General features: G+C 72.1%; 17 protein-coding genes. 8 read left to right on the forward strand and 9 right to left on the reverse strand.

Annotation, left to right across the window (positions count from 1 at the left end; all coding sequences use genetic code 11):
* Window positions 1-14: 14 nt before the first annotated feature.
* Window positions 15-1,265, forward strand: a complete 1,251-nt coding sequence (locus H9651_RS08325) for an FAD-binding protein (protein WP_191718822.1) — start codon at window positions 15-17, stop codon at window positions 1,263-1,265.
* A gap of 18 nt (window positions 1,266-1,283) precedes the next feature.
* Here the strand turns inward: H9651_RS08325 and H9651_RS08330 are convergent, their stop codons facing one another.
* Window positions 1,284-2,720, reverse strand: a complete 1,437-nt coding sequence (locus H9651_RS08330) for an MFS transporter (protein ID WP_225216517.1) — start codon at window positions 2,718-2,720, stop codon at window positions 1,284-1,286.
* Window positions 2,717-3,166, reverse strand: coding sequence for a MarR family winged helix-turn-helix transcriptional regulator (locus H9651_RS08335; RefSeq protein WP_404803005.1), 450 nt, complete (start codon window positions 3,164-3,166; stop codon window positions 2,717-2,719). Before H9651_RS08335 ends, H9651_RS08330 begins: the two co-directional genes overlap by 4 nt.
* A 74-nt stretch (window positions 3,167-3,240) precedes the next feature.
* Between H9651_RS08335 and H9651_RS08340 the strand changes: the two genes are divergently transcribed.
* On the forward strand, window positions 3,241-4,107 hold the full coding sequence (locus H9651_RS08340) for an alpha/beta hydrolase (protein ID WP_191718824.1): 867 nt from the start codon (window positions 3,241-3,243) through the stop codon (window positions 4,105-4,107).
* A 147-nt stretch (window positions 4,108-4,254) separates the two neighbouring features.
* Here the strand turns inward: H9651_RS08340 and H9651_RS08345 are convergent, their stop codons facing one another.
* Window positions 4,255-5,784 carry a DEAD/DEAH box helicase gene (locus tag H9651_RS08345; protein ID WP_191718825.1) on the reverse strand — a complete coding sequence of 510 codons (1,530 nt, stop codon included), beginning with the start codon at window positions 5,782-5,784 and terminating at the stop codon, window positions 4,255-4,257.
* A 187-nt stretch (window positions 5,785-5,971) separates the two neighbouring features.
* On the opposite strand from H9651_RS08345, the gene H9651_RS08350 reads away from it, so the two are divergent.
* The 4 genes from H9651_RS08350 to H9651_RS08365 are packed head-to-tail and all read left to right on the forward strand — an operon-like array spanning window position 5,972 to window position 11,278.
* Window positions 5,972-7,021 carry a lipoate--protein ligase family protein gene (locus tag H9651_RS08350; RefSeq protein ID WP_191718826.1) on the forward strand — a complete coding sequence of 350 codons (1,050 nt, stop codon included), beginning with the start codon at window positions 5,972-5,974 and terminating at the stop codon, window positions 7,019-7,021.
* Entirely contained in the window at window positions 7,018-7,935 is a 918-nt protein-coding gene (locus tag H9651_RS08355) for a DNA-methyltransferase (protein WP_191718973.1), read from the forward strand. The genes H9651_RS08350 and H9651_RS08355 overlap by 4 nt, the downstream gene beginning before the upstream one ends.
* A gap of 38 nt (window positions 7,936-7,973) precedes the next feature.
* Window positions 7,974-8,960, forward strand: a complete 987-nt coding sequence (locus tag H9651_RS08360; protein ID WP_191718827.1) for an LLM class F420-dependent oxidoreductase — start codon at window positions 7,974-7,976, stop codon at window positions 8,958-8,960.
* A 44-nt stretch (window positions 8,961-9,004) separates the two neighbouring features.
* Complete coding sequence (locus H9651_RS08365; protein ID WP_191718828.1) at window positions 9,005-11,278, forward strand: glycoside hydrolase family 3 C-terminal domain-containing protein; 2,274 nt, start codon at window positions 9,005-9,007, stop codon at window positions 11,276-11,278.
* Between the two features lie 68 nt (window positions 11,279-11,346).
* Here the strand turns inward: H9651_RS08365 and H9651_RS08370 are convergent, their stop codons facing one another.
* Entirely contained in the window at window positions 11,347-12,408 is a 1,062-nt protein-coding gene (locus H9651_RS08370) for an SDR family NAD(P)-dependent oxidoreductase (protein ID WP_191718829.1), read from the reverse strand.
* Window positions 12,409-12,456: 48 nt separating this feature from the next.
* Here H9651_RS08370 and H9651_RS08375 point away from each other — a divergent pair, with 48 nt between their 5' ends.
* Complete coding sequence (locus H9651_RS08375) at window positions 12,457-13,023, forward strand: helix-turn-helix domain-containing protein (protein WP_318244812.1); 567 nt, start codon at window positions 12,457-12,459, stop codon at window positions 13,021-13,023.
* A gap of 39 nt (window positions 13,024-13,062) precedes the next feature.
* Here H9651_RS08375 and H9651_RS08380 read toward each other — a convergent pair whose 3' ends face one another.
* The 3 genes from H9651_RS08380 to galT all read right to left on the reverse strand — a co-directional run bounded on the left by H9651_RS08380 (window position 13,063) and on the right by galT (window position 16,380).
* Window positions 13,063-13,899 carry an alpha/beta fold hydrolase gene (locus H9651_RS08380; RefSeq protein WP_191718830.1) on the reverse strand — a complete coding sequence of 279 codons (837 nt, stop codon included), beginning with the start codon at window positions 13,897-13,899 and terminating at the stop codon, window positions 13,063-13,065.
* 115 nt (window positions 13,900-14,014) lie between these two features.
* Entirely contained in the window at window positions 14,015-15,214 is a 1,200-nt protein-coding gene (gene galK, locus H9651_RS08385; protein WP_191718831.1) for a galactokinase, read from the reverse strand.
* Window positions 15,211-16,380 carry a galactose-1-phosphate uridylyltransferase gene (gene galT / locus H9651_RS08390; RefSeq protein WP_191718975.1) on the reverse strand — a complete coding sequence of 390 codons (1,170 nt, stop codon included), beginning with the start codon at window positions 16,378-16,380 and terminating at the stop codon, window positions 15,211-15,213. Before galT ends, galK begins: the two co-directional genes overlap by 4 nt.
* Before the next feature lie 134 nt (window positions 16,381-16,514).
* Here galT and H9651_RS08395 point away from each other — a divergent pair, with 134 nt between their 5' ends.
* Window positions 16,515-17,498 carry a LacI family DNA-binding transcriptional regulator gene (locus H9651_RS08395; protein WP_191718976.1) on the forward strand — a complete coding sequence of 328 codons (984 nt, stop codon included), beginning with the start codon at window positions 16,515-16,517 and terminating at the stop codon, window positions 17,496-17,498.
* A 30-nt stretch (window positions 17,499-17,528) separates the two neighbouring features.
* Here the strand turns inward: H9651_RS08395 and galE are convergent, their stop codons facing one another.
* Both galE and H9651_RS08405 read right to left on the reverse strand, forming a co-directional pair.
* Window positions 17,529-18,506, reverse strand: a complete 978-nt coding sequence (gene galE / locus H9651_RS08400) for a UDP-glucose 4-epimerase GalE (protein WP_191718832.1) — start codon at window positions 18,504-18,506, stop codon at window positions 17,529-17,531.
* A gap of 42 nt (window positions 18,507-18,548) precedes the next feature.
* Window positions 18,549-20,306 (reverse strand): glycoside hydrolase family 35 protein, encoded by a 1,758-nt coding sequence (locus tag H9651_RS08405; protein WP_191718833.1) that lies wholly within the window; start codon window positions 20,304-20,306, stop codon window positions 18,549-18,551.
* Window positions 20,307-20,363 lie beyond the last annotated feature (57 nt).

Consider the following 20,363-nt stretch of genomic DNA (forward strand, 5'->3'; position numbering starts at 1 on the left):
GAGGAGTGGTGAGCTTGGCACGCAACTGGGCAGGCACCCACACCTACCGCGCACCACGCCTCGCGGTGGCCGAGAGCATCGACGACGTGCGGCGCCTCGTCGCGGCGGGCGGCCGGGTGCACGCCCTCGGCACGCGCCACTCGTTCACCGACCTGCCCGACACCGACGGCACCCTCATCGACATCACCCGCATCGATCCCGCGTTCGAGCTCGACGAACGGGCGCAGACGGTCACCGTGGGCGCGGGCACGCGCTACGGCGAGCTCGCCCTGTGGCTCGAGGAGCGCGGCTGGGCGCTGCGCAACATGGGTTCGCTCCCGCACATCAACGTCGGCGGGGCCATCGCCACCGGCACCCACGGCTCGGGCGACCGCAACGGCGTGCTGTCGGGAGCGGTGACGGCGCTGCGGTACGTCGGCGCCGACGGCGACCTGCACGATGTGCGCCGCGGCGACGCCGACTTCCCGGCGCTCGTGGTGGGGCTCGGCGCCTACGGCATCACGGTGTCGGTCACCCTCGAGATCCAGCCCACCTTCCGGGTGCGGCAGGACATCTACACCGGCATCACCTGGGACGCGGCGCTCGCCGGCTACGACGCGCTCACGTCTGCCGGCTACAGCGTCTCGATCTTCACCCGCTGGGACGCCGAGTCGATCGGGTACGCCTGGGTGAAGACGCGACTGCATGCCGATGACGACCCGGTCAGCGACACCCTGCTCGACGGCGCGCGTCAGCTCGGCGCGCAATCACCGCTCGCCGGCATGACCAACGTCACCGAACTCGCCGGCGTCCCCGGTCCCTGGCTGCTGCGCCTGCCGCACTTCCGCCTCGACATGCAGCCGTCATTCGGCGACGAGATCCAGAGCGAGTACTTCGTCGACCGGGCGGATGCCGCGGCGGCGCTGGCGGCCGTGAAGCAGCTGGGCGACGGCATCCGTCCGCATCTCATCGTGAGCGAGCTGCGCACTGCGGCTGCCGACGAACTGTGGCTGAGCCCCGCCTACCGCCGCGACGCGGTCGCCATCCACTTCACGTGGCACAACCATCCCGATGACGTCGCGGCCCTGCTGCCGCCGATCGAGGCGGCGCTCGCGCCCTTCGGCGCCCGCCCGCACTGGGGCAAGGCGCACCGGTTCGACCGAGTCGCCCTCGACCGGGTGCACCCGCGGCTGGCCGATGCCCGCGCCGTCTACGAGCGGCTCGACCCGCAGGGCCGCTTCGTCAACGACCACCTGGTGCGCGTCGGGGTGCGCGAGCCGCGTTGAGCGGCGCCGCCGCCGCGCTCAGCCCGGGATGCGCTCCCGCTCTTCGCGGGCCGCGCGCTCTTCGCGTGCCGCGCGTGCTTCCCGGGCTTCACGGGCATCCCGTGCTTCGCGCGCCAGGCGCGCATCGCGTGCGCGGTCGTCGGGCAGACGGATGGGCGTCGTTCCGGCGATCTCGTCGGAGAACGCCTCCGGCGGCACGACCGCGACGGGCCGTGTCTCGCCGACGGTGAGGCGGAACCGGCGCGACTCGGTGCGCGTGACCCGACCGGATGCCAGCAGCCAGATGGCACCCACGGCGAACGCCGCGAAGGCGGCGACGGCGCCGAGCAGGATCGCCGTGCGCGGGCCGTAGGTGTCGGCCACCCAGCCGACGATGGGGGCGCCCAGTGGCGTGCCTCCCATGAGGATCGCCATGTACAGCGCCAGCACCCGCCCGCGCAGCGCCGGGTCGGTCGTCGTCTGCACGTAGCCGTTCGCGGTGGTGAGGGTCGTCACCACGGCGAAGCCGGTGAGCATGAGCGTGAGGGCATACAGCCAGTAGTTCGGCATGAAGGCCGACACGGTCGCTGCGATGGCGAACAGCAGCGTGCCGAGGATGACCATGCGGATGCGTGCGCGGTCACGCCGCGCGGCCATGAGCGCGCCGATGAGGGAGCCGACCGCGAGGATCGAGCTGAGGAGGCCGTAGCCGTCGGCACCCTGACCGAACTCCAGCGCCATCGTCGAGGCGAAGATGGGGAAGTTCATGCCGAAGGCGCCGAGCAGGAAGACCATCGCGAAGGCGACCATGAGGTCGGGACGCTTGCCGACGTAGCGGAATCCGTCGGCCAGTCGAGAAGCGCCCGGCGCGTGCGCGCGGGGGATGAGCTGGTCGGTGCGGATCAGCATGAGCGCGACGATCATCGCCAGGAAGGTGACCGCGTTGACCATGAAGACCCAGCCGGTGCCGACGGCGACGATGACCACACCCGCCACGGCCGGGCCGATCATGCGGGCGCCGTTGAACGACGCGGCGTTGAGGGCGACGGCGTTGGAGGCGTTCTCGCGCGAGACGAGGTCGGAGACGAAGGCCTGCCGTGACGGGTTGTCGAAGGCGGAGATGAGCCCCAGCACGATGGCGAACACGAACATCAGCTGGAGCGTCATGGCGTCGTTCAGAAGCAGCATGCCGATGACGAGACCCACCGCGAGCAGCGAGCTCTGGGTGACCATCAGGAGCTTCCGCCGATCGAAGCGGTCGGCGACCCATCCGGTGACGCCCACCAGCAGCAGCGGCGGGGCGAACTGCAGCGCCATCGTGATACCCATGGCGCCGGCGTCGTTGTCGGTCAACTGGGTGAGCACGACCCAGCTGAGCGCCGTCGCCTGCATCCACGCGCCGATGTTCGACACCAGTGCGCCGATGAACCAGACGCGGTAGTTGAAGACGGAGAAGGAGCGGAACATGGCGCTCATCGTGCGGCCACCTCTCGCATGACCTCGGCAGCCTGGGCGAGTACGGCGCGCTCGGCATCCGTCAGTGATGCCAGCGCCCCCTCGAGCCACGAGTCGCGGCGCCGGGTGGTCTCTTCCACCACGGCGCGACCCTCGTCGGTGAGTGCGATGTTGACCTTGCGGCGGTCGACGGCGTCGGGGGTGCGGGTGATGTAGCCCGATTCCTCCAGGCAGTTCACGGTGCGGTTCATCGACGGTGCCGACACGCGCTCGCGGTCGGCGAGTTCGCCGGGCGTGTGGCCGCCGTGCACGGTGAGGGCGGCGAGCACGGCGAACTGGGCGTCGCTCATGGCATCGACGGCACGCTGGGCGCGCAGACGTCGGGCGAGGCGGAAGGTCGCCATGCGCAGGTCGGATGCCGCGGTGGCGAGATCGGGGGACGAAGCGGGGGAGTCTGCTGCAGTCATACGGCTCATTAGCGTAGCTCATTAGTCTTGCTAAGTAAAGCGGCGCTCCCCCCGGCGACCCTAGACTCGTCGGCATGCCCGAGTTCATCGACGCACACGGCATCGCGATCGTGTACGACGTGCATGCCGCCCGCTCCGAACCGCGCGGCATCGTGCAGGTGCTGCACGGTGTCGGCGAACACGCCGGCCGCTACGGCGCCCTCATCGAGACGCTTACCGGCGCCGGCTACATCGTGTACGCCGACGACCATCGCGGCCACGGGCGCACCGGCATGCGTCAGCACGGTGGCGATGCCTCCCGACTCGGCCGGCTCGGCACGGGCGGCCTGCGGGCGGCGAAGGACGCCGTGTGGCAGCTGACCGAGATCATCCACGACCAGGAGGACTCCGGGCTGCCGTTGGTGCTTTTCGGCCACTCGTGGGGATCGTTCCTGGCACAGATGCTCGTCGACGAGCATCCGTTCGCCTATGACGCGCTGGTGCTGTCGGGCTCGGCGCTGCGGTGGCCGGGGTCGATGAACCCGGGTGACCTCAACGCGCCCTGGAAGAGCGCGGAGGCACGGGGTACCGAGTGGCTGTCATCGGATGCCGCCGCCGGCCAGGCGTTCCTCGACGATCCGCTGACGACGTCGGTGCCGCTGCTGAAGCTGTTCGGGCCGGTCGACGCGCTGCGCCTCTACGGCCGGCCGCGGCGCACCCCGGGCGTCGACCTGCCGGTGCTGCTGCAGGTCGGCCGCGATGACACCGTCGGCGGGCCGCGCAGCGTGCACCGCCTGGCCGAGGCGTACCGCACGCGGTCGGGCTTCACCGACGTGACGACGCTGGTGTACCCCGACGCCCGCCACGAGATCTACAACGAGGTGGAGCAGGAGCAGGTGCGCGCCGACCTGCTGGCCTGGCTCGACGCCCGCTTCCCCCCGCGCCCCGCCGACGCCGCCTGACCCCGCCCCGCCCGCCCCGCCCCGCCCGCCGACGGTGAGACGAATTCCGACGGCCGAGACCGCGGGTGCTACCCAGGGTCTCGGCCGTCAGTATTCGTCTCAGCGAGGGGGTGACGCCGGGGCGTCGCCGGTCGCGAGCGGCGCGGGTCAGCCGTGCGCGCGGCGCGAGCCGCGGCCACGGCCGGTGCCGGAGTTGGCGCGGATGTCCGCGACAGTGCTGCCGGTGGTGGGGCGCGAGGGGCGCTGGGCGGGGCGAGCGGATGCCGGTGCTGCGCCGGCCGCCGAGCGGGCGCCGCCGCCGGAACGGCCGGAGCCGCCACGCGCGGCCTGGGCCTCGCCGGTACGGCCGGAGCCGTCGCGACCGGAGCCGCCGCCGCGACGCGAGCCGCCGCCGTTGCCGGAACCGCCCGAGCGTCCACCGCCGGAGCGCTGTCCGCCACCGCCACCGTTGCCGCCACCGCGCTGCGGGGTCGAGACCACCGGGGCGGGGGTGACGTGTGCGGCCGGCTCGCCGACGAGCACCGACACCTCGGAGCCGCCTGCGGCGACGGGCTCGAGAGCGGCGGACACCTGTGCCTTGCGCAGCAGGTCCTTCACTTCGCTCCGCTGTGCGTGCAGGGCCACCGTCACGACGACGCCCTCGGCGCCGGCGCGGGCGGTACGGCCCGAACGGTGCAGGTACGCCTTGTGCTCCATGGGCGGGTCGACGTGCACGACCAGCTCGACGTCGTCGACGTGCACACCGCGGGCTGCGACGTCGGTCGCGACGAGCACGCGCACGCCGCCCTTGGCGGTGTCGGCGCCGAACGAGGCGAGGTTGCGGTCACGGGCACCCTGTGACAGGTTGCCGTGCAGGTCGACGGCGGGGATGCCGGAGGCCGTCAGCTGCTTGGCGAGCTTCTTGGCCTGGTGCTTGGTGCGGGTGAAGAGGATGCGGCGGCCCTGGCCGGAGGCGAGGTGGCGCACGAGCGCGGTCTTCTCGTCGGTGCCGGGCACGACGAACACGCGGTGGGTCATGACGCCCTGCGGAACGCTGGACTCGTCGACCTCGTGACGCACCTCGTCGCGCAGGAACTTGCGCACCAGGGTGTCGACGCCGCGGTCCAGCGTCGCGCTGAACAGCATGCGCTGGCCGCCGGAGGGGGTGGCGGTGAGGATGCGGGTGACGCCGGGGAGGAACCCCAGGTCGGCCATGTGGTCGGCCTCGTCGAGCACGACGATCTCCACCGCGCTCAGGTCGACGACCTTCTGCTTCATGAGGTCTTCGAGGCGGCCGGGGCACGCCACGACGATGTCGACGCCGCGGGACAGCGCCTGCTCCTGCGGGCGCTGGCTGACGCCGCCGAAGATCGTGGTCACGGTGAGGCCCACGGCATCCGCCAGGGGCGAGATGGTCGCGGCGATCTGGGTCGCGAGCTCACGGGTCGGGGCGAGCACCAGGCCGCGGGGGCGGCCGGAGCGGCGTCCGGATGCCGCGGCGCCGGACAGGCGGGCGACCATGGGCAGCGCGAACGCGATGGTCTTGCCGCTGCCGGTGCGGCCGCGGCCGAGCACGTCGCGGCCGGCGAGGGAGTCGGGGAGGGTGTCGCGCTGAATGGCGAACGCCTCGGTCTTGCCGTCGGCTTCGAGGACGGCAGCGAGCTTCTCGGGCACGCCGAGGGAAAGGAAAGTAGACATGTGTGCTTTCGGGCAGGCACACGCAGATCGACAGAGGATCGCGGTGCGGGGAGGCGACGGCGCGGATTCGCGCATCGGTTCGCCGTTCGAAAAGATGCCGCGATCGGGATCGGGGAGTCGTGACGACGACGTAGTGGCACTGAGGCCACCTGACCACCCTACCAGCGCGGCGCCGTAGGCTTGACCCATGCACGGTGAGTACAAGGTTCCTGGCGGCAAACTGGTCGTCGTCGACCTCGAGGTCGACGAAGGGCTGATCACCGATTTCCACCTGGCTGGAGACTTCTTCCTCGAGCCCGACGACGCCCTCGCCGACATCGACGCGGCCGTCACCGGGCTGCCGGTCGAATCCGACGTCGCCACCATCGCCGCCGCCGTACGCGCGGCGTTGCCCGAGGGCGCCCAGCTGCTGGGCTTCACCCCTGAGTCGGTCGGCACTGCGGTGCGCCGGGCGCTGGTGACCGCCCCGGGGTGGCGCGAGTTCGACTGGGAGATCGTGCACGACCGCCCGCTCTCACCGAACATGAACCTCGCCCTCGACGAGGTGCTGACCGCCCGGGTCGGCGACGGCCGCCGCAACCCCACGATGCGCATCTGGACGTGGGACGCCTCGGCCGTCGTGATCGGCTCGTTCCAGTCGTACCGCAACGAGGTCGACCCCGAGGGCGCCGCCCGTCACGGCTTCGAGGTCGTGCGCCGCATCTCCGGCGGCGGGGCCATGCTCATCTCGGCGGAGTGGATCATCACGTATTCGCTCTACGTGCCGGCATCCCTCGTCGCCGGCATGACGTTCGCCGACTCCTACGCGTTCCTCGACGACTGGGCGCTGCAGGCGCTGCGCTCGCTCGGCATCGACGCGACCTACAAGCCGCTCAACGACATCTCCTCCCCGGAGGGGAAGATCGGCGGCGCCGCGCAGAAGCGCCTGGCCAACGGCGGGGTGCTGCACCACGCGAGCCTGAGCTACGACATGGACGGCCAGGTGCTCACCGAGGTGCTGCGCATCGGCCGCGAGAAGCTCAGCGACAAGGGCACGACCTCCGCCGCCAAGCGCGTCGACCCGCTGCGCAGCCAGACCGGGCTGCCGCGCGAGGAGATCATCGAGCGGTTCAAGAGCACCTTCGCCACGCTCTACGGGGCGACCGAGGGGCAGATCACCGAAGACGAGTACGCCGAGGCAGAGGCCCTGGTGCAGTCGAAGTTCGCCACCGACGCGTGGCTGCACCGCGTTCCGTGAGCGGCGAACCCGGCGACGAACCCGGACGCGTCGAGATCCATCACGGTGACAACCTCGCCGTCGCGCGCACCCTCGCGGCGGGCTCCTTCACCCTCATCTACCTCGACCCGCCGTTCAACACCGGCCGCACGCGGGAGCGTGCCGTCGAGTCGGCTGTCAGAATTCCGGCTGACGGCGACACGCCGGCCGCCGACGGCGCGGCACCGCCGCTGCGCCTGAATTCCGACGGCGATCCGGTGAAGACCGGCTTCCGCGGGCGCGAGTACGCGCGGCTGCGCGGCGACCTCAGCCGCTACGACGACCGGTTCGAGGACTACTGGGACTTCCTCGAGCCGCGCCTGGCCGAGGCGTGGCGGCTGCTCGCCGACGACGGCACCCTGTACCTGCACCTGGACTACCGTGAGGCGCACTACGCCAAGGTGCTCATGGACGCCCTCGTCGGCCGCGAGCGTTTTCTCAACGAGCTGATCTGGGCCTACGACTACGGCGCGAAGAGCCGCCGCCGCTGGCCCACCAAGCACGACACGATCCTGGTGTATGTCAAGGATCCGCGCGGCTACCACTTCGACTCCACGGCGGTGGACCGCGAGCCCTACATGGCCCCGGGCCTGGTCACCCCCGAGAAGGCGGCGCGCGGCAAGCTCCCCACCGATGTCTGGTGGCACACGATCGTGCCGACGTCGGGGCGCGAGAAGACCGGCTACCCGACACAGAAGCCCGAGGGCATCCTCCGGCGCATCGTGCAGGCCTCCAGTCGCCCCGGCGACCGCGTGCTCGATCTCTTCGCCGGCAGCGGCACGACCGGCGCCGTCGCCTCCGCCCTCGGGCGGGACGCGGTGCTCGTGGATGCCAATCCCGAGGCGATCGGCATCATGTGCGCCCGGATGCCGCATGCCGTCGTCCACCCCGGATGAGTATCGCCTGAGCCCTGGTCATCTCTAGGCTGACGTCCATGCGATTCGGACTCTTCATCCCCCAGGGCTGGCGCTTCGATCTGGTCGGCATCGACCCGGCGGAGCACTGGGCCACCATGCGCACCCTCGCCCAGCAGGCCGACGCCGGCCCCTGGGAGTCGCTGTGGGTGTACGACCATTTCCACACCACGCCCGTCGCGAGCGAGGAAGCCACCCACGAGGCGTGGACGCTGATGTCCGCGTTCGCGGCATCGACCGACCGCATCCGGCTCGGCCAGATGTGCACGTGCATGAGCTACCGCAACCCCGCCTACCTCGCCAAGGTCGCCGCGACCGTCGACGCGATCTCGGGCGGGCGCACCGAGATGGGCATCGGCGGCGGCTGGTACGAACACGAGTGGCGCGCATACGGCTACGGCTTCCCGCCGATCGCCGAGCGTCTCGGGCGCCTGCGCGAAGGCGTGGAGATCATGCACCAGGCGTGGACGACGGGGTCGGCGACCCTCGAGGGCCGGTATTACACCGCCGACGGGGCGATCGTGCGCCCGCTCCCGCTGCAACGGGGCGGCATTCCGCTGTGGATCGCCGGCGGCGGCGAGAAGGTGACCCTGAAGATCGCGGCGACCTACGCGTCATACACGAACTTCGCCGGGTCGATCGAGGAGTTCACCCACAAGTCCGAGGTGCTGCGCGGCCACTGCGACGCCCTCGGCCGCGACTTCGGCGACATCACCCGCTCGTCGAACTTCAACACCGTCATCGCCGACACCGAGGCGGAGGTCGCCGACCGCGTCGCGGCGGTCGTCGCGCGCCTCGCGCCGTTCGTCGGGGCGGAGCGGGCCGCGCACATCGAGCAGGACTACCGCGAGTCCCCGGCCGTGGGCACGCCCGAGCAGGTCGCCGAGCGGCTCGCCGCCCGGGCGGCGGCGGGCCTCGGCTACGCGATCCACTACTTCCCCGAGGCGGCCTACGACCGTTCGGGCATCGAGCTGTTCGAGCGCGAGGTGGTCCCGGCGCTCAGCTGACCGGCGCCCGCGCGCCGGCGTGGCCGGTGACATATGGTGTCGCCATGACACCGCAGTCACGCCCGTCGGCATCCGATCTCACCATCCAGGAGTCCGCGTCGCTCACCAGCGGCGCGGACTTCTGGACCACCAAGGCCGTCCCGCGCGTCGGCATCCCCTCGATCATGCTGACCGATGGGCCGCACGGTCTGCGCAAGCAGGTGGGCGCCACCGACCACCTGGGTCTCGGGGCGAGCGTGCCGGCGACGTGCTTCCCGCCCGCCGTCGCGCTCGGGTCGTCGTTCGATGAGGACCTGGTGGAGCGCGTCGGCGCGGCCCTCGGGCTCGAGGCGGCCATCGAAGACGTCGCCGTGGTGCTCGGCCCCGGCATCAACATCAAGCGCTCGCCGCTGTGCGGACGCAACTTCGAGTACTACTCCGAGGACCCGCTGGTGTCGGGGGTGCTCGGGGCGGCGGCGGTGCGCGGCATCCAGTCCCGCGGCGTCGGGGCGTCGCTGAAGCACTTCGCGGCGAACAACCAGGAGACCGACCGGCTGCGGGTGAGTGCCGACGTCGATCCGCGGCCGTTGCGGGAGATCTACCTGCGCGGGTTCCACCGGGTCGTCACCGAGGCACGGCCCTGGACGGTGATGTGTTCGTACAACCGCATCAACGGGGTGTACGCCTCGGAGGACCCGTGGCTGCTCACCCGGGTGCTGCGCGACGAGTGGGGGTTCGAGGGTCTCGTCGTGTCGGACTGGGGTGCGGTCGAGGACCGCGTGGCCGGGGTCGTGGCGGGCCTGGACCTCGAGATGCCGGCCAGCGGCGGACGCACCGACGCGCAGCTGGTCGCGGCCGTCGAGGACGGCACGCTCGACGAGGCGGCGGTCCGCCTCGCCGCCTCGCGGGTGATCGACCTCGTCGAGCGGGCCGACCGCAGGCCCGCGGCTCCCGGCCCGCTCGACGTCGACGCGCACCACGCCCTCGCCCGCGAGGCGGCAGGCCGCTCGATCGTGCTGCTGAAGAACGACGGTGCGGTGCTGCCGCTGCCCCGCGACGCGTCGCTCGCCGTCATCGGGGCGTTCGCGGCCGAGCCTCGCTACCAGGGCGCGGGGTCGTCACTCATCAACCCGACGCGGCTCGACACCGCCCTGGAGGAGATCCTCGCGCTCGCCGAGGGTGACGTCGTCTACGCGGCGGGCTTCACGCTCGACGGCGGTGACGAGGACGACACCCCGGATGCCGCAGCCCTCGTGGCCGAAGCGGTCGAGGCCGCGGCGGCCGCCGACACGGCCGTCGTGTTCCTCGGGCTCCCCGCCGCCACGGAGTCGGAGGGCTTCGACCGCGACCACATCGATCTGCCCGCCGACCAGTCGGCGCTGCTCGCCGCCGTCGTCGAGGCCAACCCGCGCACCGTCGTCGTGCTCTCCCACGGCGGCGTCGTGGCGCTGCCCTTCCGCGACGACGTCCCCGCGATCGTCGAGGGCTGGCTGCTCGGCCAGGCGGGCGGCGGGGCGACCGCCGACGTACTGTTCGGCGTGGTCAACCCCTCGGCCAAGCTCACCGAGACCATTCCGCTGCGGCTGGAGGACACCGCCGCCTTCGGCAACTTTCCGGGGGAGTTCGGCCACGTCCGCTACGGCGAGGGCATTCTCGTCGGCTACCGCTGGTTCGACGCCCGCTCATTGCCGGTGGCGTACCCGTTCGGTCATGGCCTGTCCTACACCTCGTTCGCGTACGGGCCGCCCGCGGCATCCGTCGACGGTGAGGCGCTGCGGGTCACGGTGACCGTCACCAACACCGGCGGGCGTGCCGGGCGGGAGGTCGTGCAGCTGTACACGGCCGTGCCGGCCTCGACGGTGCCGCGTGCGCCGCGCGAACTGCGCGCCTTCGCCGGCGTGACGCTGGAAGCGGGCGAGTCCCGCGAGGTCGAGCTCACCGTGCCCCTGGGCGACCTCGCCCACTGGGACCTGCGCCGCGACCGGTGGATCGTCGAAGGCGGTGAGTACCGCGTCGATGTCGCCGCCTCCAGCCGCGATGTGCGCGGCAGCGTCACCGTGACCGTCGTCGGCGACGAGGTGGTGCTGCCGCTGACGATGGCGTCGTCGGTGGCCGATCTGCTGTCCCACCCCGTCGTCGGCCCCATCGTGCAGGAGGCGATGGCGGGGTTGCTGGACGGGGCGGGCGCGGGGGCGGCCATGCCGGACGACGCCCTGCAGAAGATGATGGGGTCGTTCCCGATCGGCCGGCTCGCCGGCTTTCCCGGTCTGCCGGTCACGTTCGAGCAGATCGAGCAGCTCGTGGCCATGGCCGGCGCGGCGGACGAGGCCGACGGCTGACACCGCCGGAAAGAGTGGGCCCCGGGGACGCAGACGCGCTCCCGGGGCCCTGTCGGCGCCCGTTCGGGTCAGGCGGCCGACCATCCTCCGTCGCTGGCGAGGGTGACGCCGTTGACGTTCACGCCGTCATCGCTCAGCAGGAAGGTGATGGATGCCGCGAGGGCGTCGGCCTCGACGGGGTCGGGGAGGACCGCCATGGCGGTGCGCACGCGCTGCGCACCCAGCGGCGAGGCGAACCTCGCCTCGATGTTGGTGATCGTCGCGCCCGGGGCCACCGCGTTGCAGCGGATGCCGCTGGGCCCGTACATGAACGCGGTCGACTTGGTGAGCCCGACCACGGCGTGCTTCGACGCGGTGTAGGCGGCACCGGCGGCCGAGCCGCGCAGGGCCGCCTCGGAGGCGGTGTTGACGATCGAGCCGCCGCCCTGGGCGAGCATGGTGGGGATGACGGCGCGCGTGAGCTTCATGGTGCCGGTGAGGTTGATCGCGATGACCCGGTCCCAGACGGCGTCGGTGAGTTCGCCGACCGGCGTCATGTCATCCATGATGCCGGCGATGTTCGCGAGCCCGTCGATCGTGTCGCCGGCCGCCTCGATGATGCGGGCGATGCCGGCGTCGTCGGTGATGTCCGCGACGATCGGGGTGATGTCCAAGCCCGGGTGCTCGGCGACGAACTCGTCCAGGCCCTCCTGGCTGACATCGACGGCGACGACGCGGCCGCCCTCACGCGCGACCCGCGACGCGGTGGCGCGACCGATGCCGGAGCCGGCGCCGGTGACGATGTGGGTCTGACCGGTGAAACGGCCCTGGTCGAGGCGTTCGGTCCACTCGCGCAGCGGCACGGCCGACGCGGCGTCGGTCTGGGGCTCCGCCGTCTCTGCAGCGGCGACGGGCGCTCCTTCGGGCACTTCGCCGGCGGCGGCACGGCGGACGAGCTCGTCGAGCATCTCCTGGGTGAACGAGCCGCGGCTCAGCTTGATGAGGCGCTTGATCGCGAGGCGTTTGACCGGCTTGAACACCTCCGGGGTCTGGCCGCCCTGAGCGAGCATGTCGGCGAGGATGGCGTGGCCTGCCGGATCGGCGAGCCAGTCGGCGATGGCGGAATCTCCGGAGAGCGGTGCAGTGGCCATGGTCTTTCCCTTCTACCGGACAAGTATGTCCGGTATTAACGTATACCCGTGGACATTGAAGGGGAAGTGCCTCGCAAGGCCAACCGCGGGCCCGCCGCCGGACCCGAGAACCGCCGCGCGCTGCTGCGGGCCGCCCGCGAGGTGTTCACCGAGTCGGGCCTGTCGGCGCCGTTCTCCGCGGTGGCCAAGCGCGCCGGCGTCGGGCAGGGGAGCCTGTACCGCCACTTCCCCGACCGCACGGCGCTGGCGGCGGCCATCTTCGAGGAGAACGTCGCGGAGATCGAGGTGTTCCTGGCGCCCGAGGAGCGCACCCTCGACGACCTCTTCGACGTCATCTCCGACCAGGCCGTCGTCTCCACCGCGCTCATCGACCTGACGGTCGGCAACCGTCACGATCCCGCCGTGATCGCCCTCGGCGCGCGCTTCCGCGAGGTGGTCGAGCGGCTCCTCGCCCGGGAGCGGGCCGCGGGTCGCGTCGGCGCGCACGTCGACGCCGCCGACATCATGCTGGCGGCGGGGATGCTCGCGGGCGAGCTGTCGCGCATCGATGAAGCCGAGCGGGCCGAGACGTCGGCGCGGGCGCGGCGGCAGTTCCGGCGCGCGTTCGCTGCGTGAGCCGCCGAGTGCCCGGTGCCGCTGCAGCGGCGTGCCCGCTCAGGCGTGCAGGAACGCCAGCAGCGCCTCGTTGACCTCGTCGCCGTGGGTCCACAGCAGCCCGTGCGGCGCGCCGTCGATCTCGACGTAGGTGGCATCGGGCAGCAGTTCGCGCAAGCGCCGCGCGGTGGCATCGATGGGCAGGATGTTGTCGGCGGTGCCGTGCACGATGAGCGCGGGCACGCCGATGTGCGGGATGTCGGCGCGGAAATCGGTGGCCCAGGTGAGCGGGGCCGCGGCGACGGCGGTGTTGCCTGCCTGGTTGGCCACCGCGATGCTCGCATCGACCGCCTCCTGCGAGATGCGGTCGCCGAGCAGATCGTCGAGGTTGTAGAAGTCGCGGAAGAACCCGGCCATGAAGCCATAGCGGTCGGCGCGTACCGCGTCTGCGGTCTCGCGGAAGAACTGCGCCGGTGCCGCGCCGTCGGGGTTGTCGTCGGTGATCGCCAGGAACGGCTCGAGCGAGCCGAGGAAGGCGGCCCGCGAGATGCGGGCAGCGCCGTAGCGCGAGAGGTAGCGCGCCACTTCGCCCGTGCCCATCGAGAAGCCGACGAGCGTGGCATCCTCGAGGTCGAGCTCTTCCATCAGCGCGTGCAGGTCGGCAGCGAAGGTGTCGTAGTCGTAGCCGGAACCCGCCTTGCTCGACGCGCCGAAGCCGCGGCGGTCGTACGCGATGACGCGAAAGCCGGCATCCAGCAGCGCCGCCTGCTGCTTGCCCCAGGACTCGCCGTTGAGCGGAAAGCCGTGGATCAGCACGACCGGGCGGCCGGTGCCCTGGTCGGTGTAGTAGAGGTCGATGTCGGCAGAGTTCTCGGTCGCCACGGTGATGTACGCCACGGTGTCTCCTCACGCCGCGGGGGACGGATGCCGCGGCTCACGACCGACGTTAGAACGCATCGTTCCCCGCACGCCAGGGGTTGCGGGGAACGATGCGGTCCGGACAGTACGTGGCTCAGGCGTCGCGGGCGGGGCCTGCCGACGGCGACACGGTGAAGATGTGCGGCGCGGTGAACCCGGCGGCGTCGAATGCCCGGGTCACAGCCTCGGTCACCTGCGCCACCCGGTCGTGCTCCACGAGGGCGATCGCGGAGCCGCCGAAGCCGCCACCGGTCATGCGGGCACCGAGGGCGCCGGCGGCGACGGCCGCCTCGACGGCGGTGTCGAGCTCGGGCACCGAGATCTCGAAGTCGTCGCGCATGGAGGCGTGCGAGGCGTCGAGGAGGCCGCCGATCGCGCGAGGCCCGTCGGTGCGGAGGGCCTCGACGGTGTCGAGCACGCGCTGGTTCTCGGTCACGACGTGGCGCACCCGCCGGAAGGTGACATCGTCCATCAGCTCCTGGGCGCGGTCGAGATCGGCCACCGAGACGTCGCGCAGCGACGGCACGCCCATGATCGCGGCGCCCTGCTCGCACGACGCGCGGCGCTCGCCGTAGCCGCCCGTGGAGTGGGCGTGCTTGACGCGCGTGTCGATCACGACGAGCTCGAGTCCCGCGGGTGCGAAACCGAGGTCGACGACCTGGGCTTCGAGCGTGCGGCAATCGAGGAAGATGGCGGCGTCGGGCTGCCCCAGCGTCGACGCCATCTGGTCCATGATGCCGGTGGGTGCGCCCACCGCCTCGTTCTCGGCGCGGCGGCCGACCTGGGCGAGCGTCGCCCCGTCGAGGGAGAGGTCCCACGCGGCGGACAGCGCGGCGGCCGTGGCGCCCTCGAGCGCGGCCGACGACGACAGGCCGGCGCCGACGGGGACGTCGGAGGCGAAGGCGAGGTCGACGCCGGTGACCGCATCGGGGGTGAGGCTGGCGGCGTGCATGAGCGCCCAGGCGACCCCGAGCGGGTAGGCCGACCACTCCGGCACGCGCGGGGCGCCGTCGCTCGGGAAGAGCGCGTCGAGGTCGGCCAGGGCCACCTCCACCGGCTCCGGGTCGAAGGTCGAGGCCACGCGGATGCGGCCGTCGGTGCGGGGCGCCACGGCGACACGGGTGCGCTGCGGCGTCGCGAACGGCAGCACGAAGCCGTCGTTGTAGTCGGTGTGCTCACCGATGAGGTTGACCCGACCGGGGGCCGACCAGACGCTCTCCGGCTCGTGACCGGTGAGGTCGACGAACAGGTCGCGGGCGGCGCGCACCGAGGATGCGGCAGAGGACTCGGTCACAGGGACACTCCTTCGATGGCGGTGCGCAGCCGGTCGGCGGCGACTTCGGGGGGAACGTCGCCGATCCAGGCCCCCATGGCCGCCTCGCTGCCGGCGAGGAACTTGAGCTTGTCGGCGGCGCGGCGGGGACTGGTCAGCTGCAGGTTGAGGCGTACGGTGTCGCGGCCGTGGCGCACCGGCGCCTGGTGCCAGGCGGCGATGTACGGCGTCGGGGAGTCGTACAGCGCGTCGACGCCGCGCAGCAGCCGCAGGTACAGCGGCGCCAGTTCGTCGCGCTCGGCGTCGGAAGTCTCGCTGAAGTCGGCCACGTGACGGTGCGGCAGCAGGTGCACCTCCAGCGGCCAGCGGGCCGCGAACGGCACGAACGCCGTCCAGTGCTCGCCGCTGAAGAGCACCCGTTCGCTGCCGCGCTCGAAGTCGAGGATGCGCTGGAAGAGATCGGGAGCGGTGCGGTCGATCGAGTCGAGCAGACGGGTCGTGCGCGGCGTGATGTACGGGTAGGCGTAGATCTGGCCGTGGGGGTGGGGGAGGGTCACACCGATCGCCTCGCCGCGGTTCTCGAACGGGAACACCTGCTCGACGCCGGGGAGGGCGGACAGGGCGGCGGTGCGGTCTGCCCACGCCTCGATGACGGTGCGGGCGCGGGTGACCGACTGAGTGCCGAAGGAGCCGGAGTGCTCGGGGCTGAAGCACACCACTTCGCACCGGCCGACCGAGGACCGGGTGCGACCGAGCCCGAGGTGCTCGAGGTCGTCGATGCCGCGCGGCGGGTCGCCGGCGGCGGGGGCGTCGCCGTGCGCTTCGGCGAGGGCGGGCCCGAACGAGGGGGACTTGTTCTCGAACACGGCGACGTCGTACCGCGAGGGGATCTCCGACGGGTTGGTGGGGGTCTGCGGCGAGAGCGGGTCGAGCTCGGCCGGCGGCAGGAACGCGCGGTTCTGCCGGGAGGCGGCCACCGAGATCCAGTCGCCGGTCAGGATGTCCTGGCGCATCGTGGCGGTCGCCGGGCGCGGGTCGAGCGTGCGCGCGTCGATGGCGCGCTCCGGGCCGAGCGTCGTGTCGGGATCGTCGAAGTAGATGAGCTCCCGGCCGTCAGCCAGTCGCGTGGGACGTTTGACGACACCGGCCCCGAGGGTGACGGCGTCAAGATCGTGCTGCTCTGGCATGTTCACGTCAACATGCTATGTCGGGCGTGTGTTATCGTCAACATCACTTGGTCAGAGAGGATGCCGTGGCCCCCGACCCGATGACGGATCCCGAGCGGTCCACCGGTGCCCCCACACTCCGACGCCGGGTGTCGATGCTCGACGTCGCCGCCCGGGCGGGCGTGTCGGGCCAGACCGTGTCACGGGTGGTCAACGGCAGCCCACGCGTGGACCCCGCCACCCGGCAGCGCGTCGAACAGGCGATGGCCGACCTCGGCTACCGCCCGCACCGCGCGGCGCGGGCGCTGCGCACCGGACGCACCCAGACGATCGGCCTCGTCGCGACCACGCTCGCCACCATCGGCAACTCCCGCATGCTGCAGGCGGTCGTCGAGGCGGCAGCCGGCCGCGGCTACGCCGTCACCGTCGTGACGCTCGATGCGGCATCCGGCATCGGGGATGCCTTCGCCCGGTTGCGCGACCAGGGGGTCGACGGGGCCATCGTGCTCAACGAGGCGACCGCCGTCGTGAGGGATGCCACCGCGCCCGAGGGTCTCGCGCTCGTCGTCGTCGACTCGCCGCCCGACGATCGGTTCGCCGTCGTCGGCACCGACCATGCCGCAGGCGCGCGGGCGGCGACCGCCCACCTGCTGCGCCTCGGCCACGACACGGTCTGGCACCTGGCCGGGCCCGAGCCGTCGTTCGCCGCGGGCGAGCGCGAGCGCGGCTGGCGTGAGGCGCTCAGCGCTGCCGGTCGCCCCGCGCCGCCGCCGGTGCGCGGCGACTGGACCGCAGCATCGGGGCGCGCGGCGGCCGCCGGGCTCGCCGGCGATGTGACCGCCGTCTTCGCGGCCAATGACCAGATGGCCCTCGGGCTGCTGCGCGCCCTCGCCGAGTCGGGTCGGCAGGTGCCCGACCGGGTCAGCGTCGTCGGGTTCGACGACGTCGCCGACGCGGCCGACTACCGGCCACCGCTGTCGACGGTGCGTCAGGACTTCGACGCGCTGGGCGCGGCGGCGGTGGCGGCGCTGGTCGGAGCCATCGAGGGCACGATCGACGGTGCCGGCCACGTGCCGGCGCTGCTGCCCGCGCCGCTCGTCGTGCGCGACAGCACCGCGCCCCCGCCGCAACGCCCGTAGCGCGCGGCGGGAGACGCGGGAGCGGCGGAGTCAGTCCGCGGCGCGGCGGGCTTCCCAGCCGGTGCGCACCATCTCGTCGACCGAGTAGCGGTTCTCCCACTTCAGGTCGCGGGCGGCCAGCTCGCCGGTGGCGACGATGCGGTCGGGGTCACCGGCGCGGCGCGGGGCGATCTCGGGGGTGAAGTCCACGCCGGTCACGCGCGCCATGGCATCCATGATCTCGCGCACCGACAGGCCGTTGCGCGAACCCAGGTTGTACGCCGGCTCCAGCGGGTCGCCGGCGGCGAGCCGCTCGGCGGCCACGACGTGAGCGGCGGCGATGTCGGCGACGTGCACGTAGTCGCGCACGTTGGTGCCGTCGGGGGTGTCGTAGTCGTCGCCGTTGATGCGGGGCGTGCGACCCTCGATCAGGGCCTCGAACACGAGCGGGAACAGGTTGTGCGGGCTGGTGTCGTACACCTCGCGGTCGCCGGAGCCGACGACGTTGAAGTAGCGCAGCGACGTGTGGCGCAGCGGCTTGTCGGTGCCGGCCGTCGCGACCGCCTGATCGCGCAGCAGCCACTCGCCGATGAGCTTCGACTCGCCGTAGGGCGACGCCGGGCGCTTGGGGAGGTCCTCGGTGACGAGCTCGACCTCGGGGGTGCCGTAGACGGCGGCCGACGAGGAGAACACGATCTTGTCGACGCCGGCATCGGCCATCGCCTGCAGCACGACGCGCGTGCCCTCGACGTTCTGCTCGTAGGTGTGCAGCGGCCGGGTCACCGACACGCCGGCGTACTTGAAGCCGGCGACGTGGATGACGCCCTCGACGTCGTGCTCGCGCAGGGTCTGCGTGACCAGCTCACGGTCGAGGATCGTGCCCTTCACGAACGGCACCCCTTCGGGCACGAACGACGCGTGGCCGCTGGAGAGATCGTCGATCACGACGGGAGCGAGCCCCGCCGAAGCGAGGGCGCGGACGACATGGGCACCGATGTAGCCGGCACCGCCGGTGACAAGCCAAGACATGACTCCATCCTGCCGGATGCCGCCGCGCCCCACCGACCCCGGCTACTCGACCTCGTGTCCCAGGTGGGGACGGGCGACGAAGCGCGCGGTGGCATCGGTGAGCGCTTCGAGCTCGACGATGACGACCTCGTTCGTGCCCGCACGGGTGACCGGCCCCGGTACGTAGAGCGTGCGCTGCGGGCCGCGGCGCCAGTAGCGGCCGAGGAAGAACCCGTTGACCCACGCGAAGCCCTTGCCCCACCCGGCGGTGTCGAGGAAGAGGTCGGCGGCGGCGGCGAGCTCGAACGACGCGCGCAGGCCGACGGGGCCCGCGGCGCGGCCGCCGGTCACCGGGGCGGCGGCGGCGGCCTGCGCGACCGCCGCCCCGAGCGCGGGCACGTCGAACGTGCGCACGTGCCACGGTGCGGTGATCGGCTCACCGTCCAGGCGCACACCGCCGACGAGGCCCTTGGGCTCGCCGATCTTGGTGTCGTAGTTGACCCGGCCGGTCTCCTCGACGAGCAGACGCAGCTCGGCGCCCGCGGGAAGCGGCATCGCGAGGTCGCCGATCGTGCGCTGCAGGATGCCGACGGGGCGCTCGTCCACGGCCACCCAGGCGTAGTCGCGCACATCGGCGTCGAGCACGGTGGTCGCCTCGGTGTCGAGGGCCGCCGTGTACTCGGCGAGCACCAGGTCGGGGCCGAGCTCGTCGAGCGTGGGCGGGGTGTCGAAGACACCGCGGTCGGTTGCGACGAGCGGCAGCGGGTCGCCGACCGAGGCGAGCGCGACCTGCAGCACGGGGGCATCGACGGGCTCGGGGAGCGGCTCGTCGGGCACCGGCGCGTGCTTCGCGATCACCTCGCGGAACGCGCGGAACTTCTCGGTGACGTCGCCGGACTCGGTGAGGGGGGAGTCGTAGTCGTAGGAGGTCACCAGCGGCAGGTAGCGACCGGAGTCGTTCGCGCCGTTGGTGAGGCCGAAGTTGGTGCCGCCGTGCACCATGTAGATGTTCACGGATGCGCCCGCGGCGAGCAGCTCGTCGAGGTCGCGGGCGGCGTCGGCGAAGGTCGTGGTGTGGTGCTTCTCGCCCCAGTGGTCGAACCAGCCGCACCAGAACTCCATGCACATGAGCGGCCCGGTGGGCTGGTGTTCGCGGAGGGTCGCGAGGCGCTCGCCGATGCGGGAGCCGAACGACCCGGTCTTGTGCAGGCCCTCGTGCGCGCCGCCTTCGAGCATGTGCGCGATGGGCTGGTCGACCTGCGTGAGCGGCACCGTGATGCCGGCCGCGCGGGTGAGGCGGATCAGCTCGGCGAGGTAGGCCTTGTCGGAGCCGTACGCGCCGTACTCGTTCTCGATCTGCACCAGGATGACGCTGCCGCCCTGGTCGATCTGACGCGGCGCGACGATCGCGTTGATGCGGTCGAGGAAGCTCGTCACGGCCGCGAGGTAGCGCGGGTCGGAGCTGCGCAACGTCATCTCGGTGTCGGCGGTGAGCCAGGTGGGCAGCCCGCCGTTGTGCCACTCGGCGCAGATGTAGGGCCCCGGGCGCACGATGGCGTGCAGGCCCTCTTCGGCGACCAGATCGAGGAAGCGGCCGAGGTCGAGCCCGCCGGAGGCATCCCATTGCCCCGGCACCGGCTCGTGCGCGTTCCAGGCGACGTAGGTCTCGATGGCGTTCAGCCCCATGAGCTTCGCCTTGCGCAGGCGGTCGCGCCAGAGGTCCGGGTGCACCCGGAAGTAGTGCATCGCGCCCGAGATGATGCGGTGGGGTTCGCCGTCGAGGAGGAAGTCGGTCTCGCCGATCCGGAAGCGGGAGGTCATCGCCCCAGCCTAGCCAGCAAACGCTTTCCCTCCCGACGGCGGCCGGGTGCCGCCCCG

Origin of the sequence: Microbacterium pullorum (genome assembly GCF_014836535.1) — a bacterium.
Taxonomy (GTDB): Bacteria; Actinomycetota; Actinomycetes; order Actinomycetales; family Microbacteriaceae; genus Microbacterium; species Microbacterium pullorum.

Bases quoted from the DNA above. Each gene is read 5' to 3' on its own strand.
- H9651_RS08365 (WP_191718828.1), top strand. From the start codon at position 9,005: ATGACACCGCAGTCACGCCCGTCGGCATCCGATCTCACCATCCAGGAG.
- H9651_RS08335 (WP_404803005.1), bottom strand. From the start codon at position 3,166: ATGACTGCAGCAGACTCCCCCGCTTCGTCCCCCGATCTCGCCACCGCG.
- H9651_RS08330 (WP_225216517.1), bottom strand. From the start codon at position 2,720: ATGAGCGCCATGTTCCGCTCCTTCTCCGTCTTCAACTACCGCGTCTGG.
- H9651_RS08340 (WP_191718824.1), top strand. From the start codon at position 3,241: ATGCCCGAGTTCATCGACGCACACGGCATCGCGATCGTGTACGACGTG.
- galT (WP_191718975.1), bottom strand. From the start codon at position 16,380: ATGCCAGAGCAGCACGATCTTGACGCCGTCACCCTCGGGGCCGGTGTC.
- H9651_RS08405 (WP_191718833.1), bottom strand. From the start codon at position 20,306: ATGACCTCCCGCTTCCGGATCGGCGAGACCGACTTCCTCCTCGACGGC.
- H9651_RS08345 (WP_191718825.1), bottom strand. From the start codon at position 5,784: ATGTCTACTTTCCTTTCCCTCGGCGTGCCCGAGAAGCTCGCTGCCGTC.
- H9651_RS08360 (WP_191718827.1), top strand. From the start codon at position 7,974: ATGCGATTCGGACTCTTCATCCCCCAGGGCTGGCGCTTCGATCTGGTC.
- galE (WP_191718832.1), bottom strand. From the start codon at position 18,506: ATGTCTTGGCTTGTCACCGGCGGTGCCGGCTACATCGGTGCCCATGTC.
- H9651_RS08350 (WP_191718826.1), top strand. From the start codon at position 5,972: ATGCACGGTGAGTACAAGGTTCCTGGCGGCAAACTGGTCGTCGTCGAC.
- H9651_RS08395 (WP_191718976.1), top strand. From the start codon at position 16,515: ATGCTCGACGTCGCCGCCCGGGCGGGCGTGTCGGGCCAGACCGTGTCA.
- H9651_RS08370 (WP_191718829.1), bottom strand. From the start codon at position 12,408: ATGGCCACTGCACCGCTCTCCGGAGATTCCGCCATCGCCGACTGGCTC.